The organism is Vitiosangium sp. GDMCC 1.1324, assembly GCF_003044305.1.
In the GTDB taxonomy this organism is placed as follows: domain Bacteria; phylum Myxococcota; class Myxococcia; order Myxococcales; family Myxococcaceae; genus Archangium.
Window position 1 is genome coordinate 319,087 of sequence record NZ_PZOX01000004.1, and the last position, 16,379, is coordinate 335,465.

Sequence of the window (16,379 nt, forward strand, 5' to 3'; positions counted from 1 at the left end):
TCGCGTGAACTCCGTGCTGGGCATGAGCCCGCTCCTTGGCGAGTCTTGGGCCCGTGGACACCCTGCCCGCTCCCGAGGAGCTCGAGCCCCTTCTCTCCGCCGCGCTGGCCCTGCCAGCCCTGAAACCCCAGGCCGCCCGCCTCGAGCGGCTGCGCCAGGACTACGCACGAGGCCTGGAGCGCAAGGACGCGCCCCTTACCGTGGCCCTGGTGGGCGCCACCGGCGCGGGCAAGTCCACCCTGATCAACGCGCTGGCCGGACAGTCGCTCGCGCGGGAGGGAGAGGATCGCCCCACCAGCACGGCCGCCACCGTCTTTGCCCCCGAGGGCGCCGGTCTCGAGGACCTGGGCCGCGTGGGCGCGAAGGTGGTGCGCTACTCGGTGGATCCACGCGGACTGTGGAGCGGCCAGGTGTTCATCGACACGCCGGACCTCAACAGCGTGGCCCGGGAGCACCGCGAGGTGGCGCGCTCGGCCCTGGAGCGCGCGGACGTGGCATTGGTGGTGATGCACCGCGGGAGCGTGGCCGAGGCCACCCAGGCCGAGTTCCTCGCGGACTTCGCCCGGCGCCGCGCGCTCGTGTTCCTCATCAACTTCGCGGATGAGCTGTCCACCGACTCGCGCGAGACGCTCAAGGCGCAGGCGCGCCGGCTGGCCTCGGAGCAGTTCGGGCTGCCGGCGGAGTCCGTGCCCGTCTTCGCCATCAGCGGCCGGGCCGCGAAGGAGGGCAAGGATCCCTCGGGCGAGTTCGGCACCTTCCTCTTCCAGCTCAAGTCCCTGGCGACGCAGGCGGTGGCCGAGCGCGTGCGGCGAAGCAACGCCCGGGGCGCGCTGGAGGAAATCACCTCGCGGGTGGAGGGGGCGTTGAAGGACACGGAGGACACCCTGGCGCGGGCGCGGGCGGCGCTGGAGTCGGGTCTCGGGCGGGCCTCCGAGGGGCTGAAGGCGGACTTCGACACGCGGCTGGCGCTGGCGCAGGGTCACCTGGCCTCGGAGGTGCGGAGCCAGGCGGCGGGACGCTTCTGGGGTCCGGCGGCGTGGGGCATGCGGCTGTCGTACGTGGGCGCCGGGGGCCTGGGCGCGGCGACGCTGCTGGCCAGGCGCAGTCTGCCCGTGGGGCTCGCGGTGGCGGCGACCTCCACGGTGCTGGACGCGGTGCGGGACAAGACGCGCGCCCGAGCGGCGGAGACCACCGTGGTGGAGCCCTTCGAGGACGAGCTCTCCGTGGAAGGGGCGGCGCGCGCCGCGCTGGCGGAGGCCCGGAGCCTGGCGCACGCGAGTGGACTGTCCCCGGAGTCCCTGGGACTGCCGGACGTGGAGACACTGCTGGTGGAGCTGAAGTCCGCACGCGCGAGCGCCTGGCGCTACACGGTCACCACGGCGGTGGCGGAGGCGGTGGCCGGCTGGTGGCGCACGGCGCGCTGGTTGCTGCTGCCGCTCATCAACCTGCCCCTGCTGGCGCTGCTGGGACACGTGGGCTACCGCGTGGTGCGCGCGTACGTCGAGGGCCCGCTCTTGGGCGTGGAGTACTTCCTCAACGCGGGGGCGCTCTTCGCGGTGCTGGCGGGCACCGGGGCCCTGTTGGCCTCGGCGAGCCTCGCGGGGACGACTCGCGCCGTGCGCCGCGCGGGACTCGGGCGCTTCACCGCGTTGCTGGGTTCACTCGGCGGCCGGCTGGGAGAGACGATCCAGGACAGCTTCCGTCCCGGACGTGATGCGGCGCGCGCCCTGCTCCGGCTCCGCTGAGGAGGCGACACGGGCCTCGGACCCATGGGCGTGCGCACGCGCGCCCATGAACACCTCCCTCGGACTCCGGGACGGGTACTCACCAGGCGGGCAAGCACCCACGTTCGAGCCTGCAGGACGACCCCACCCCACCCACCCGGGCGCGCCTGCCTGGAGTCCGCCTCCCATGCGCCTTCCCTCCACCATCGCCCTGTCCGCGTGTCTCCTCGTGTCCGCCTGCGGCGGCTCGGAAGTGGAGGAGGACTCGACACCGGCGCTTCCTCGCGAGCTCATCGGCACCTACAACGTCACGGGGAACCTCACCACCATCGTCCATGGCGTCTCGAGTTCGAGCCCGACGGGCGAGACGCTCGTGCTCCAGGCCGGCACCTCGCGGGAGGCCCTGACGCTGGAGCTCGTGGGACTCGGCTGCGACTTCCAGGGACAGATGGTCGGCGCGCGCACCTTCACCCTGCGGAACAGGTCGTGCGCACTGCCATCCGATGACGCCTGCACCTCCACGTTGAATTTCAGCAGTGGGAGCGGCGGCGTGAAACAGGAGGGGCTCGAGGTCTCTCTCGAGGCCCAACGCCTCACGCGCTGCGGCGGTGTGACCACCGCGACCTCCATCACCCTGGTGCTGTCGGGCCCTCGGAAGTGAACGGCGTCCAGTCGAGCGGCGGCGCTAGCGGGAGCCGCCCGAGCCGTCGTCCGAGGCCTGGACCTGAGGCGCTTCCTGGCGCTTCGGAGCAGCCTCGGAGGCCGTCCGAGAGACCTGCTCCAGCACGGCCTTGGCACCCGGGGGGATACCACCGGCGGCCTGCTGGTTGTCGTTCGGCAGGGCCGGGGTGGGAGCGAGCGGCAGGTTGGCGCGAGCCGGGTCGCTGGCGGCCATCACCGGCATGTCCTGGTTCTTGCCGCACGCGGGCGCGGCGATGAGGGTATCGCGCACCGGGTCGCCGTAACCGGCGATGAGCGCGGGAACGGAGGGGTTGTTCCACCCGGAGCCCTCCGTGCGAGCCACCTTGAAGTGCAGGTGGGGGCCGCAGGACCAGCCGGTGTTGCCCGAGTAGCCGATGAGCTGACCCTTGTGTACCTGGTCGCCGGGCTTCACCACGACGGCGCTGAAGTGGAGGTATTGGGTCTCCACGCCGCCCGAGTGCGTGATGACGACGTAGTTGGCGGACTGAGCCATCTTCGGGTCGCAGGCCCCCTGGGTGCTGTCACCGCGAGCCATGCGCACCACCCCCTCCTCCGCGGCGACGACGGGCGTGCCGATGGGCATGCGGAAATCCCACGCATAGGTGTCGTTCTGCAGGTGGCTGCCCGTGTCGTGGCCCTGGCTGACCGGGAACACACGGCCACAGGCAAAGGGGACGCCCATTTCGGGAGCCACGGTGTTGCGGGCGGGGGGAACTGCCGGAGCCGAAGCGAGAAGGAAGAGCGTAGGCAGGATCATAGTGGGGGCCGCGCGAAAACGACGCAGTGCTCCCCTACTATTCCAAATCCAGCCTGGCTCCGCTGCCTGGCCGCTGGTCCCGGGCGGCAGGCAGGCGGGCAGGCGGAGCTATCCTTTAGAGCGATGGTGCCTCTCAAGGGAGCGTCCCCCGTGGCGAAGGAAGACCGAGCGCACGTCAACGGGAGGTGCCTTGTCACGAAGGACCGTGTCGGCCCGTGCCGCGTGGCCCTGGCCACGCTTGGAGGGCGGAACGATGTGAAGCGCCTGAACGCCGCCACCGGGCTGGCACTGCTGCTGGGGGTGGCGCTGCTCACCACGGGCTGCGCCACGATGACTCCGCCGCCCGGCGGGAGCGGCCCCATGTCCGCGTTGCGAGAGACGGCGGCCGGTACGCCACCACTCCAGACGCATCTCGCGCTCTCTTCCACCGAGCCGGGTGGACAGGAGCGGTTGCACCGCCGCCGGAGCGCTCGTGGACCGGGCTCGTCCGTCGCCATGGCGAGCGCGGGGGCTACGACCCAAGGCCCTCTTACCTGCGGAGGACAGGCCGTGCCCCCGGGCTGGCCCGACTTCTCCTCCGGCGACCAGGAGGCACTGTTCGCCCCCTTCCTCACGTGCACCTCGCCCGCCGAGTTCGTCGCGTTGCAACAGCGCGTGGACATGCCCCGGCTGGTGGAGGCGTTGGACGACTGGCACGCGGTGCGGCTGGGCGCCCTGGGGCCCGTGCGCGAAGACGCCGCCCACATCCTCCAGCGCAAGCGGGCCTCCTTCCTCACCACCGCCACCGAGCGCTACGGCCTCATCCACGCCGAGGTGTTCGCCCTCTTCGTCCTGCACTCGGCCCATGACGACGAAGTGGACGAGGTGCTGCAACTGCTGGCCCGGGACAAACTGTTGGGCCAGACGCTGGCCCTCATGCCGTCGGTGCGCGAGGAGTTGGAGCAGCGAGGAATGCCGCTCTCGCGCTACCCGGAGCGGGCCGAGCAGGCCGGAGACGTGCTGCGGGGCATGGGCCGCGCCGCCAGGGACGTGCTCTCCACCAGCCCGGGGAGCGACAGCACCCGGTACATGGAGATGACCGCGCGGCGGGCGCAATTGCCACCACCCTACCAGCAGGCCAGTGAGCAGGTGGAGCGGGCCCTGGCGCTGCGACACTTCGCCCCGGGCAGCGTGGCGCTGGGCACCTTCGACTCCATGACGTTTGGAGTGCCGCTGGGCTCCTACTACCTGCTGGCGGGCTCGGGCCATGGATTGTACTCGCTGACGCAGGGCCAGTACGAGCAGGCCGCGCGCGAGTTGGCACCCGCGTTGCTGCTGGGAGCCCTGTACGCCGGAGGCAAGGGCCTGCACGCCATGTCCAAGGTGCGAGGAGCCCCGGGCGCCGGACTGGGAGGAGCGCGAGGGCTGGGACTACCGGAGCCGCGCTTGACGGCCCTCAAGGAGATGGCGCGGCAGTTGGAGTCACAGCTGGGCGTGGAGGGCCTGCGGGAGCTGGCCCGGGACATCCAAGCCAGCCGGGAGGCGGGCCACTTCGTGGCCGTGGGGGGAGTGGATGCTGCCCTGGCCCTGCATGAAGCCCGGGGCAACGTGGCCCGGGCGCAGGCGATGATGTCCAGGGCCAGGCCCGGGGCCACGGGCTCCTCGGCGGTGCGGAGCGAGGTGGGGAAGGGCTCTGGGGAAGTGGCCACCGTGGCGGACGACGCCGTACGTCCCACCCTCAAGAGGGCCAGTGCAGCGGAGCGCTCCGGGGGTCTGGCCTCCCTGGTGGACGAGCAACTGGGTCTCACCCAGGAGGTGGTGGAGGCCAGGCTCGCAGCGGTGGAGCTCGAGTCCACGGGCCCTCGCCTGCCAAAGGACGTGGCGGTGCTGGAGAAGCAGCGCCCCTCCCTCGATGCCTCGCCACCCGGAGCTGAAGGCAACCCGCGTTGGGGTGAATACGTCGCCTATTACGAGAATCGCCTGGGGGAGCTCAAGCAGGGCAAGGCCGCCAAGGGGCCTCTGCGTTGGGAGGCCTACGAGAGGATGTGGGGGTGGTTCACCCGGGGGCTGGACTTCGAGCGCTTCATGGTGAGGCTGCTACAGGCCGACGCGGAACTGCCTCGGGCGCAGCGCCGCTTTCTCGGGGACTTCAACAAGCCTCGCATCGAGACGTATGTGGGCGTGTGGAAGCCGGGCACCGGCCTGCGCTTCGCGGATGTGCTCATCATCGAAGAGGGCGAGCTCGCCGGAAGGCCTCCTCGCGTCGAGACATTCAGCTTCAAGAGTCGAAATCTCGCGCAGCTGGAGCCAGAGGCCTTGAAGACGCAGATGAGAGAGGACGCGAGGGAAGCTCTGCGGAAATACGGCGAAACCGTGGACATCCGCCGAGAATCCCTCCATCTCCTTCTCCGCGAGGGCAGCGAGGCTTCCGTCCAGCGGGTCCGCCTCATCTACGAGGGCGGCGAACTCACACCCAAGGACGTAGACGGATTGGAGCTTGCCGCGCGCGCAATTGAGAGAGAGGTTCCGGAAGTGGAGGTCTTGTTCCAATGAAGAAGCTGAGCGTGCACGATTTGAAGCCGGAGGACAGCCTCCTGCTCATCTTCGACGGTGCCTACGACCCACAAGCGGCACGAGAGAGCGCGCTGGAGCCCCTTCTTCAGGTCCTCGAGAAGCACGCGGGCGAGTGGATGCCGGACGTCGTGAAAAGCAAGCGGCAACGGAAATACGCCCGCGCCGCCGTCTGGAAGGCCATGGAGGAGCGGGGCGGCGAAAGATACACCCATTGTGGGCTCTTTCGCACGAAGTGGCCCGCGGTGGAGATGTCGCTCGGGATCTGCCTACCACCTCTTCCGCCCATGCTGGACGTCTATCTCAATGTGAAGCCACTCTCCTTCTTCGCGGAGATGGAACGCTGTCGCCAATTCGTGGAGATGGTGCGCGCCTGGGCCGCTCACTACCCGGTCTCCTACGCCATGGCCCATAGTATGGCGGACAGGGGGTTGTCTGGCGCTCCCTACTTCGGCCGCGATGACAAGACTTCGCGAAGGGACGGTTTCGACAAAATCTACGAGGTGTTCTGGCTCAACGTCTTCGGCCCGAAGCTGGTGGAGAGCGTCGGCCGCGAGCGCGTGCTGTCCACGCCGGCCTGGCGGGTGGAGGAGCTCCCCAACGGCTCCGTCCTCCTGGTGACGTGGCCCACCGTGACGGACTTCGCCAGCAAGGAGGCACGGCTCGCTCAGGCCCGCGCCCACGCGCACCTCCGGCCGGACCTGGACTACGACACCGTGCTGCGCACCCTGCTCGAGCGCAGCGCCACGCTGGCCCCCGTGGAGCCCCGCTTCCACCCGGACGTGGCGCCACTCCTCTCGCGCGTGGTGGACCTCGTCGCCATTCACGAGCGCCAGCGCAGGATCGCCGAGCTCAACGCCTGGCAACCGCCCGAGCCCGAGGAGTGGCGCCCCGCCGACTCCGCCCTGCCCCCGGACGTGGACGACCCGGAAGGAGCTCGCGAGCATTACGACGACCTCGCCGAGCACCTCGTGGCCCTGCTGCACACCCAGGTGCCCTCCGTCTTCGACGCGACGCCCGAGTCGCTCACGGACGCCGACTTCTACTTCTGGCGCGAGGAGTTCCCCAGGGTCTTCCAGCGAGAGAACATCGACGCACATGCGGTGCCCGCCATTGGCGCGTACCTGGGCGAGGTGCTCGTGCGCAACCTGGGCGGCAGGTGGATACCGCGCAAGAAGCTCATGGAGGCGCAGGTGCTCGTGGGCAACCGCGTGTGGTTGCCGTTTGTCCGGGCCTGGAACTACATGCGCTCGAGACAGTCGCTGCTGGACTACTCCCTCACCCGGCTCTACCGCGAGGCCGAGCGACACCGGGCCTGAAAGCAGGGGACAATGCTCGCCTGCCTCGGGAACAAGCCCGCAGGCATCGATGTTGCGGCGCCGCCCGGGTGGCACCGGGCCTGGGGGAGCACACGACATGACGCGAGAGATACGGTGGGTGGCCCTGAGCCTGGCACTCGGGATGACGGCCTGCGGCACGACCTCGGCCACACCGCCCGTGGACGCGGAGCGGCCCTCGGAAGACACGGTGGCCTTCGTGGACGTGAACGTCGTCCCCATGGACTCCGAGCGCCTGCTGCCCCATCAAACCGTGGTGGTGCGCAAGGGCCGCATCGCGTCGCTCGGCCCCGCGGACTCCACCTCCGTCCCCTCGGACGCAGTGCGTGTCGAGGGCCAGGGCCGCTACCTCATGCCGGGGCTCGTCGACATGCACCTGCACCTGGTTCCGGGCACGGGCCAGCCCGAGGACCCCGCGGGCCAGGTGCTCTCGCTGCTGCTGGCCAACGGTGTCACCTCGGCGCGAGCCCTGGGCGGTCCCAAGGACACTCCGCTCGTGGTGCGCAACCGCGTGGCGCGCGGCGAGGTGCTCGGGCCCACGCTGTACGTGGCGGGCCCCTCGCTCCATGGCAGGTCGGTGCAGGGCCCGGAGCAGGTGCGCCAGCGGGTGCGCGAGTACAAGGCAGCGGGCTATGACCTGCTGAAGACGCACGGCTCCCTCGGCCGCGAGACGTACGACGCGATGATGGCCGAGGCGCGGGCACGGGGCCTCGTGGTGAGCGGCCACGTGACACCGGACGTGGGGCTCTTCCACGCACTGGAGTCGGGACAGCAGATTGAACACCTGGACGGCTACCTCAACGAGCTGCTGCCGGAGAACGACCCCGCGAGGGCCGAGGTGGGCCAGGTGGAGGTGGGTGCGGCGCTGGACCGGATGGACGCGGCGCGCATCCCGGCGCTGGCGGAGGCCACGAGGAAGGCGGGGGTATGGAGCTCGCCGACGCTGGCGCTCTTCGAGACGGTGACGAGCCCCGACGGCGCGGAGCCGCTGCGCTCGCGTCCGGAGCTGCGCTACGTGTCGCAGGCGGCGGTGACGGCGTGGACGCAGATGGCCTCGAGCGACCCGCAGATGGAGGGAGTGCCGACGGAGCGCAAGCGCAGGTTCGCCGAGCTGCGGCGCGAGCTGGTGCGCGGGCTGTACACGGCGGGGGCGAAGCTGCTGGTGGGGTCGGACTCGCCGCAGCTCTTCATGGTGGCGGGCTTCGCGGTGCACCGGGAGATGGAGGCACTGGCGGCGGCGGGGATTCCCGCCTATGGGGTGTTGGAGGCAGCCACGCGCAACCCGGCCGAGTTCATGCGCGAGGCGGACACCTGGGGCACGGTAGCCCGGGGCAAGCGCGCGGACCTGCTGCTGCTGAACGCCAATCCGCTGGAGGACGTGAAGAACACGCGCGCCATCGCGGGGGTCATGGTGCGTGGACACTGGCTGCCGCGCGACGAGCTGGACGCGCTGCTCGAGCGCACGGCCGTGGTGGCGAACGCACCGCCCCGGGCGAAGAAGAGCGTGGCCACCGCCGCGTCCCAGGCTCCATGATGGAGTGGAACGGGAGACCACCGCATGGCACGCATGGACAGCTTCGTGGAGTACACGCTGGAGTTGCTGGAGCCACTCGGCCCGGTGCAGGCGCGCGCCATGTTCGGCGGATGGGGCCTGTACTCGAGCGGGAGGATGTTCGGGCTGATCATCCAGGACCGGCTCTACCTCAAGACGGATGACACCACGCGCTCCGCCTTCGAGTCCGCGGGGGGCGAGCCATTCGTCTACGACTCGGGCAGGGGCAAGCCCGTCACCATGTCGTACTGGACACCTCCGCCGGACGCGAGTGACGACGCCCACCTGCTGCTGCCCTGGGCCCGTCGCGCGGTGGACGCCTCCCTGCGGGCCGCGCAGAAGAAGCCCGCGGCGAAGAAGTCCGCCCCCACGAAGAAGCCCCCAGCGGCGAAGAAGCCCGCACCGGCGAAGGCGAAGTCCACTCCCGCGAAGAAGCAGGCCCGGGCGAAGAAGCCCGCCGCGAAGAAGGCCCCGGCCCCGGTGAAGAAGAAGACGGCACGGCCCTCGCGCCGCGCCTGAGACTGTCGCCTGGCCTCACTTCGCGCACGAGCCTGGCGCCCTCCCCGGTGGCAGCCGCTATCCTGCCGCCTCTTCATTCAACGGAGGCAGCACCGTGGCCGCAGACACCATCTTCGCGAAGATCGTCCGAGGCGAGATTCCCTGCCACAAGGTCTGGGAGGACGACCGGCACCTGGCCTTCCTGGACATCCGTCCGCTGAGGCCGGGGCACACGCTCGTCATCCCCAAGGTGGCGGGGGACTATCTCTTCGACATGGACCCCGAGGCGTACGGGGCGCTGACGCAGGCGGTGCGCACGGTGGCGCGGCTGCTCAAGGAGCGCACGGGGTGCCAGCGCGTGGTGGAGGTGGTACTCGGCTATGAGGTGCCGCACGCGCACGTGCACCTCATCCCCACCAACTCCATGGCGGAAATACCGTCCCTCGCTGGCACGCCCGCCGACCAGGCCGAGCTGGCGAAGGTGGCCGCGCGACTCCGGGGCGGGACGTGAGCTGACGCGGCGGGACGAGCGGACGGCGGCGACGCGTGGCAGGCTACGGGCCCTCACCTCAACCCGATACACGAGGGACTCCGTGCAACAACGCCTGAAGCCGACGCTCGCCGCGCTGTCGTTGATGCTGCCGCTGACGTCGCTGGCCGGTGCCAAGAGCGCCGTGCCCCCGCCGCCCGTGGCGGCGAAGAAGGCCGTGGTGGACACCTACCACGGCACGAAGGTCGACGACCCGTACCAGTGGCTCGAGAAGAGCGACGACCCCGAGGTCCGCAAGTGGGTGGACGGAGAGGTCGCCCACATGCGCGCGGTGCTCGACAAGCTGCCCTCGCGCGACGCCATCCGCGCCCGCCTCACCACGCTGATGACGCACAAGTCGCCGGCCCACTCCGGGATGATCCAGAAGGGCGGCGTCTTCTTCGCCATGAAGTTCCAGCCGCCCAAGCAGCAGGCCTTCCTGGTGGTGCTGCCCTCGCTGGAGGACCCCTCCACGGCGCGCGTGCTGTTGGACCCGGTGGAGCTCGACCCGAGCGGCCACACCACCATCGACTTCTTCGTCCCCTCGCCGGACGGCAAGAAGGTGGCGGTGTCGCTGTCGAAGGACGGCACGGAGAGCGGTGACGTCTCCATCTACGACATGGCCACCGGCAAGCCGCTGCCCGGAGAGCTGGTCCCCCGGGTGAACGGCGGCACCGCGGGCGGCAGCCTCGCGTGGAATGGAGACGGCTCGGGCTTCTTCTACACGCGCTACCCGCGCGGCGAGGAGCGCCCGGCCGAGGACCGCGACTTCTACCAGCAGGTGTACTTCCACAAGCTCGGCACGCCGACGGACAAGGACACCTACGAGTTGGGCAAGGACGCCCCGCGCATCGCCAACTACGCGCTCAGGACGTCCGAGAACGGCGCGCACGTGCTGGCCATCCTGGGCAACGGCGACGGCGGCGAGTACGCGCTCTACCTGCGCGGCCCGGCGGGCACCTGGACGCAGCTGTCGAAGTTCGAGGACAAGCTCGACAGCGGCGCCTTCGGGCAGGACGGCGCGCTCTACGTGCTCTCGCGCAAGGGCGCGCCGCGCGGCAAGGTGCTGCGGATTCCGCTCGCCACGCCGTCGCTGGACAAGGCCACCGTCGTCATCCCCGAGGGCAAGGCCGCCATCGAGGGCTTCCGCCCCACCGCCACGCGCCTCTACGTGATGGAGCAGCTCGGCGGCCCCTCGCAGCTGCGCATGGTGGGCCTGGACGGCAAGGACCTGGGCGTGGTGCCCACCCCGCCCGTCTCCTCCGCGGGAGGCGTGGTGGCCCTGGGCGGTGACGACATCCTCCTGTCCACCAGCAGCTACACCGAGCCCTTCACCGTGCACCGCTATGCGGCGAAGGACGGGGCGCTGACGAAGACGACGCTGGGCCGCACCTCGCCCGTGGACACCAGCAACGTGGTGGTGGACCGCGTCATGTGCACGTCCAAGGACGGCACCCAGGTGCCGCTCAACATCCTGCACGCGCGAGGCACGAAGCTGGACGGCAACAACCCCACGCTGCTCACCGGCTACGGCGGCTTCAACATCTCCCTCAGCCCGGGCCTCAACGTGCGCCACTTCGCCTTCATCGAGCAGGGGGGCGTGGTGGCCATCGCCAACCTGCGTGGCGGCTCCGAGTTCGGTGAGGAGTGGCACGCCAACGGCTCGCTGACGAAGAAGCAGAACGTCTTCGATGACTTCTACGCCTGCGCGAAGCTGCTGGTGGACAAGAAGTGGACGAAGCCCGAGCGCCTGGCCATCCAGGGTGGCAGCAACGGCGGCCTGCTGATGGGCGCGGCGCTCACCCAGCACCCGGAGATGTACCGCACCGTGATTGCCCAGGTGGGCCTCTACGACATGCTTCGCTCGGAGCGCACGAACAACGGCCAGTTCAATGTCACCGAGTACGGCACGGTGAAGGACCCCGAGCAGTTCAAGGCGCTCCAGGCCTATTCGCCCTACCACAACGTGAAGAACGGGACGAAGTACCCCTCGGTGCTCTTCACCTCGGGAGACAATGATCCGCGCGTGGATCCCTTCCACTCGCGCAAGATGGTGGCCCGGCTGCAGGAGGCCACGAGCTCCAAGCGCCCGGTGCTGCTGCGCACCAACAACATGGGCCACGGCATGGGCACGCCCCTGGCTCAAATCATCGAGGAGTCGGTGGACCTCTACGCCTTCCTCTTCAATGAGCTGGGCGTGAAGTACCGGCCGGTGGACGGCAAGGTCGCCGCGCCCGCGCCGAAGTAACCCCCGCGTCACCGCTCCCCTCCCGTCCTCCGGGAGGGGGCCTGGGTGAGGGGAATGGGCTCCCCCCTGGGCCCTAGGGCCGGAGGGCCCGGGAGACAACCCGGGACCCGGATACCCTCACCCTGTCCCTCTCCCGAGGGGAGAGAGACGTGGGGCACGGCTCAGGCGGCGCGCGTATCGCCGCTCTTCTCGGCCTCGCGGTACAGCTCCTCCACCGCCTCGCCGTACTTCTTGAGCACGCCGCGCCGCTTGAGCTTCAGCGACGCCGTCAGCATGTCGTTGGCGACGGAGAAGTCCTCGCTGATGAGCAGGAAGCGCTGCGGCTTCTCGTAGCCCTTCGCCTCCTTGGTGTACTCGGAGATCTGCTCCCGGTAGAGCTGCTGCACTTCAGGCCGCTTGAGCAGCTCGGGGATGGACGAGGCGTCCAGCCCCTTCTCCGCCGCCCACTTCTTCAGCGACTCCATGTCCGGGACGATGATGACCACGTTGAAGGGCTTGTTCTGCCCGTGCAGCATCGCGTTGACGATGAAGGGCGAGAGCTGCAGCGCCTGCTCGATGGGCACCGGCACCACGTACTTGCCGTTCTCCAGCTTGTACTGCTCCTTGATACGGCCGGTGATCCACAGGTACCCCTCGTCATCCAGGTAGCCCATGTCGCCGGTCTTGTAGCCCCCATCGCCGGTGAAGGACTTCGCGTTCTCCTCGGGCATGTTGTAGTAGCCCAGCATCACGTTGTGGCCGTGGACCACGATCTCCCCCTGCTTGGGGTCACCGGTCTCGGTGCGGTCGATCTCCACGCGCACACCGGGCAGGGGCTTGCCCACCGAGCCGATCCTCCGGTTGTCGGGGAAGTTGGCGGTGGCGATGGGCGACGTCTCGGTGAGGCCGTAGCCCTCGTAGACGGTGATGCCGAGGTTGTCGATGAACTCCGCCACCTCGCGGGAGATGGCCGCGCCGCCGCTGAAGGCGTACTTCAGCCGGCCGCCGAAGCGCATGCGCACCTTGGAGAAGACGACCTTGTCGAAGAAGGTGTACTGCAGGTCCAGCAGCGCACTGCTCTGCTTCTTCTCCGCGAGCTGCCGGCGCTGCGCCGCCACCGCCATTCCGCGCGAGAAGAGCATGCGCTTGATGGGGGACTCCGTGGCCATGCGCTTCTGCAGCACGTCATAGAGGCGGTTGAAGATGCGCGGCACCGAGAAGAGCAGCGTGGGCTTCACCTCGCCCAGGTTGTCGATGATCTTCTCCACCGCCTCGGCGATGCCCATGGAGGCGCCCATGGAGAAGAGGCCATGCAGCTCCACCGTCTGGCCGAAGACGTGCGCCCAGGGGAGGAACGCCAGCGAGCTGTCCTCCGAGGCCATGGGGAAGATGTCGTGCAGGGCTCCCACGTTGCGCGCCAGGTTCGAGTGGCTGAGCATCACGCCCTTGGGGTTGCCCGTGGTACCCGAGGTGTAGATGAGGCCACAGAGGTCCGAGCCCTTGGGAGAGATGACGGGCACGGGCGTCTCCGCGCCGCGGCGCAGCAGACATGCGAAGCTGTCCGTCTCGTGCTCGGTGCCAGTGAAGCGGATGATGTGCTCCAGCTTGGGCAGCTCCGATTGGAGCCCCTTCACCTTCGCGGCGATGGCGTCGGTGGCGGCGAACACCACCTTGGCGCCACAGTCGTTGAGGATGTACTTCCACTCCTTCTCCTGCTGCTGCTCGTACATGGGAACGTAGGCAGCTCCCAGCGTGTAGCAGGCATAGGCGCCCACGGCCCACTCGTGCCGGTTGTTGGAGATGACCGCCACCCGGTCCCCCGGAGTCACGCCGAGCTGGGCCAGTCCACCTCGCAGGTCATCCACCATCTGCCCGAAGCGGGCGTACGTCATCCACGTCCACTGTCCGTTCTTCTTCTCACCGAAGAGGTTGCGGGGGCCAAAGTGGGCCGTGCTCTGCAGGAAGACATCGACCAGCGTCTCGAACTTGGGGCTCGCCATGTATTCGGGCTCCTTGGGGTCTAGGATTGGGCGGGCAGTCTCGTCACAAGGCCCCCCCTGTGCCTGAGAACCCGGGACGCTACCTCATTTGGAGTCCCTACTGGATGGGTCCGGACGCGCTTTTTCCCGGACCGGGGGTGGAAGCGTCGGCGAGAACACCCTCAACAGGAGCAGGAGCGAGGGGACGATGAGGGCCGCCCCCACCGCGAGCGCCACCAGGAGGACTCGCAGAGAAGCCTCGGGGGCCGAGGCCGCCTGGAGGGTGAGGTCCGGCACGACCAGGTAGGGGTACTGGGAGGCCGCCCACCCCACCACGATGAGCCCCACCTGGGCCGCGGCCGCCACGCGCGCGGGCCAGAAGCGCCGGGCGAGCAGCAGGGCGAAGGCCAGCACGGCCGCCACCGCCGTCGCCCCGTGCAGGGCCAGCGCGAAGGGCGAGCCCGTCAGCCCCGTCCACACCCGGGGCGCCCCCTCGCGGGCGAGCACCAGCACGCCGAAGGCCGCCAGGAACACGGCCACACCCGCGCCCAGGGCACGCCGCCGGAAGTCCTCCTGGAGCGCGGGCTCGGGCGTCTCGGCCAGCAGGTACACCGCCGCCAGGAAGGCGAAGAGGCACAGGGCCAGCAGCCCCACCGCCAGCGCGAAGGGAGACAGCCACGCGGAGAAGAAGCCGCTCTCCACCAGGAGCCCCCGCACGCGGATGTCCCCGCTCACCACCGCGCCCACGCACATGCCCAGCAGCGCCGGAGACAGCACGCTCGCCCCGCTGAAGACGAGCCCCCAGCGCCGCTGCACCTGGTCGCCTCGCGCGTCGTAGGTGCGGAAGGTGAAGGCCGTGCCCCGGAAGACGATGCCCAGCAGCAGCAGAGTCAGCGGCACGTGCAGCGCCACGCTCAGCGCCGCGAAGGCTCGGGGGTAGCCCGAGAAGAGGATGACGATGCCGATGATGAGCCAGACGTGGTTCACCTCCCACACCGGCCCGATGGCCTGGGAGATGAGCGCCCGCTGCTCCGCCTTGCGCGGCCCCGAGGCCAGCAAATCCCAGACGCCCCCACCGAAGTCCGCGCCCCCGAAGAGCGCGTAGAGGACGAAGCAGGCCACCAGCACGCTGCCCAGAATCAGCTCAGTGGGCATGGGCCGCCTCCCCCGAGTCCTCGTGGCCCGGCAGCGTGCCCGCCACCTGCCGCACCAGGAGGAACACCACCATCGCGCCCAGGAAGAGGTAGACGAGCGTGAACGTCCAGAAGGGCACCGCCAGCGGTTGCACCGGCGTCACCGCGTCCGCCGTGCGCATCACTCCTCGGACAATCCATGGCTGGCGGCCCCACTCGGTGACGAGCCACCCCGCCTCCATCGCCACCACCCCGAGCGGCCCGCACAGCAGCCAGCCCCACAGCACGCGCCGGCCCTCGGGCCACGTCTTGTGCCGCCAGCGCAGGAAGAGCGTCACCACCGCCAGCAGCGCCATCACGCTCCCCGTGCCCACCATGAGATCGAAGGCCAGGTGCACCTTGGCCACCGGCGGCCACTCGTCGCGAGGGAACGCGTCCAGTCCCTTCACCTCCGCGTTGGGGTCGCTGAAGGCCAGCAGGGACAGCCCCTTCGGAATCTCGAGCCCGTAGGGCATGGTGCCCGTCTCCACATCCGGCAGCCCGCCCACGGTCAGCGGAGCGCCCCGCTGCGTCTGGAAGAGGCCCTCGGCCGCGGCCAGCTTCGCCGGTTGCGCATGCGCGATGTGCTCCGCCTCCCGGTGTCCCGCGAGCGGCTGGAGGAGCGCGGAGACGCAGGCCAGCGGCAGCGCGATGGAGAGCGCCTTGCGGTGGAAGGCCGCCCCCGGGTGGCGCAGCAGCACGAAGGCGTGGATGCCCGCCATGGCGAAGGCGCTCGCCTGGTAGCAGGCGAGCAGCGTGTGCACCACCTGGTACTGCCAGCCCGGGCTGAACATCGCCGCCACCGGGTCCACGTTCACCGGCCCGCCGGCAGTGGGCGTGAAGCCCGCCGGGTGGTTCATCCACGCATTCACCAGCGTGACGAAGAAGGCGCTCGCCGCGCCACTCAGCGCCACCATCACCCCCGAGAAGAGGTGCAGCCCCGGGGAGATGCGCTCCCTGCCGTACAGGTAGATGCCGAGGAACACCGCCTCGGTGAAGAAGGCCGTGCCCTCCAGCGAGAAGGGCAGCCCTATCACCTCTCCGTAGGCCCCCATGAACGAGGGCCACAGCAGCCCCAGCTCGAAGGACAGCACCGTGCCGCTCACCGCGCCCACCGCGAAGAGGATGGCCGTCCCCTTCGCCAACTTCCGGCTGAGCGTCACGTAGTCCGGGTCTCCCGTCCTCCGGGCCTTCAAGTCGCTGAGCACCATCAGCAGCGGGAGCGCGATGCCCGCCGCCGCGAAGATGATGTGGAAGGCGAGGGACATCCCCATCTGGGCGCGTGCGTAGAGCAGGTCCATGACGTGGATGAGTGTGCTTTATGCACCAATTCCACGCAATCACCAATTCTT

At 69.7% G+C, this 16,379-nt stretch carries 12 protein-coding genes; 8 read left to right on the top strand and 4 right to left on the bottom strand.

Annotated features, from left to right (window positions below; all coding sequences use genetic code 11):
* Window positions 1-35: 35 nt before the first annotated feature.
* Together DAT35_RS14030 and DAT35_RS14035 are read left to right on the top strand one after the other, a co-directional pair.
* Window positions 36-1,745, top strand: a complete 1,710-nt coding sequence (locus DAT35_RS14030) for a GTPase (protein WP_369945645.1) — start codon at window positions 36-38, stop codon at window positions 1,743-1,745.
* 166 nt (window positions 1,746-1,911) lie between these two features.
* Window positions 1,912-2,385, top strand: a complete 474-nt coding sequence (locus DAT35_RS14035; protein WP_108067502.1) for a hypothetical protein — start codon at window positions 1,912-1,914, stop codon at window positions 2,383-2,385.
* Window positions 2,386-2,409: 24 nt separating this feature from the next.
* Here DAT35_RS14035 and DAT35_RS14040 read toward each other — a convergent pair whose 3' ends face one another.
* Window positions 2,410-3,108: a M23 family metallopeptidase gene (locus tag DAT35_RS14040; protein ID WP_233261469.1), complete on the bottom strand. Its 699-nt coding sequence runs from the start codon at window positions 3,106-3,108 to the stop codon at window positions 2,410-2,412.
* A 330-nt stretch (window positions 3,109-3,438) separates the two neighbouring features.
* Here DAT35_RS14040 and DAT35_RS14045 point away from each other — a divergent pair, with 330 nt between their 5' ends.
* From DAT35_RS14045 to DAT35_RS14070, 6 genes are all read left to right on the top strand, one after another.
* Window positions 3,439-5,715: a hypothetical protein gene (locus tag DAT35_RS14045; RefSeq protein WP_369945646.1), complete on the top strand. Its 2,277-nt coding sequence runs from the start codon at window positions 3,439-3,441 to the stop codon at window positions 5,713-5,715.
* A complete protein-coding gene (locus DAT35_RS14050; RefSeq protein WP_108067504.1) occupies window positions 5,712-7,052 on the top strand; it encodes a hypothetical protein in 1,341 nt (446 codons plus the stop codon). Before DAT35_RS14045 ends, DAT35_RS14050 begins: the two co-directional genes overlap by 4 nt.
* Window positions 7,053-7,149: 97 nt before the next feature.
* Entirely contained in the window at window positions 7,150-8,604 is a 1,455-nt protein-coding gene (locus DAT35_RS14055; protein WP_158501695.1) for an amidohydrolase family protein, read from the top strand.
* Between the two features lie 24 nt (window positions 8,605-8,628).
* Complete coding sequence (locus tag DAT35_RS14060) at window positions 8,629-9,141, top strand: TfoX/Sxy family protein (protein WP_108067506.1); 513 nt, start codon at window positions 8,629-8,631, stop codon at window positions 9,139-9,141.
* A 94-nt stretch (window positions 9,142-9,235) separates the two neighbouring features.
* Window positions 9,236-9,631 (top strand): HIT family protein, encoded by a 396-nt coding sequence (locus DAT35_RS14065; protein ID WP_108067507.1) that lies wholly within the window; start codon window positions 9,236-9,238, stop codon window positions 9,629-9,631.
* Window positions 9,632-9,755: 124 nt separating this feature from the next.
* Window positions 9,756-11,897, top strand: a complete 2,142-nt coding sequence (locus DAT35_RS14070) for a prolyl oligopeptidase family protein (protein WP_108067877.1) — start codon at window positions 9,756-9,758, stop codon at window positions 11,895-11,897.
* Window positions 11,898-12,058: 161 nt separating this feature from the next.
* Here DAT35_RS14070 and DAT35_RS14075 read toward each other — a convergent pair whose 3' ends face one another.
* From DAT35_RS14075 to DAT35_RS14085, 3 genes are all read right to left on the bottom strand, one after another.
* Window positions 12,059-13,876: a long-chain fatty acid--CoA ligase gene (locus DAT35_RS14075; RefSeq protein ID WP_108067508.1), complete on the bottom strand. Its 1,818-nt coding sequence runs from the start codon at window positions 13,874-13,876 to the stop codon at window positions 12,059-12,061.
* 84 nt (window positions 13,877-13,960) lie between these two features.
* Complete coding sequence (locus DAT35_RS14080; RefSeq protein ID WP_108067509.1) at window positions 13,961-15,010, bottom strand: cytochrome d ubiquinol oxidase subunit II; 1,050 nt, start codon at window positions 15,008-15,010, stop codon at window positions 13,961-13,963.
* Window positions 15,000-16,328 (bottom strand): cytochrome ubiquinol oxidase subunit I, encoded by a 1,329-nt coding sequence (locus DAT35_RS14085; RefSeq protein WP_199242884.1) that lies wholly within the window; start codon window positions 16,326-16,328, stop codon window positions 15,000-15,002. The genes DAT35_RS14080 and DAT35_RS14085 overlap by 11 nt, the downstream gene beginning before the upstream one ends.
* Window positions 16,329-16,379 lie beyond the last annotated feature (51 nt).

Excerpts from the sequence above, each read along its gene's own strand:
- DAT35_RS14075 (WP_108067508.1), bottom strand. The coding sequence starts at position 13,876 with ATGGCGAGCCCCAAGTTCGAGACGCTGGTCGATGTCTTCCTGCAGAGC.
- DAT35_RS14085 (WP_199242884.1), bottom strand. The coding sequence starts at position 16,328 with ATGGACCTGCTCTACGCACGCGCCCAGATGGGGATGTCCCTCGCCTTC.
- DAT35_RS14035 (WP_108067502.1), top strand. The coding sequence starts at position 1,912 with ATGCGCCTTCCCTCCACCATCGCCCTGTCCGCGTGTCTCCTCGTGTCC.
- DAT35_RS14070 (WP_108067877.1), top strand. The coding sequence starts at position 9,756 with ATGCTGCCGCTGACGTCGCTGGCCGGTGCCAAGAGCGCCGTGCCCCCG.
- DAT35_RS14060 (WP_108067506.1), top strand. The coding sequence starts at position 8,629 with ATGGCACGCATGGACAGCTTCGTGGAGTACACGCTGGAGTTGCTGGAG.
- DAT35_RS14080 (WP_108067509.1), bottom strand. The coding sequence starts at position 15,010 with ATGCCCACTGAGCTGATTCTGGGCAGCGTGCTGGTGGCCTGCTTCGTC.
- DAT35_RS14050 (WP_108067504.1), top strand. The coding sequence starts at position 5,712 with ATGAAGAAGCTGAGCGTGCACGATTTGAAGCCGGAGGACAGCCTCCTG.
- DAT35_RS14055 (WP_158501695.1), top strand. The coding sequence starts at position 7,150 with ATGACGCGAGAGATACGGTGGGTGGCCCTGAGCCTGGCACTCGGGATG.
- DAT35_RS14040 (WP_233261469.1), bottom strand. The coding sequence starts at position 3,108 with ATGGGCGTCCCCTTTGCCTGTGGCCGTGTGTTCCCGGTCAGCCAGGGC.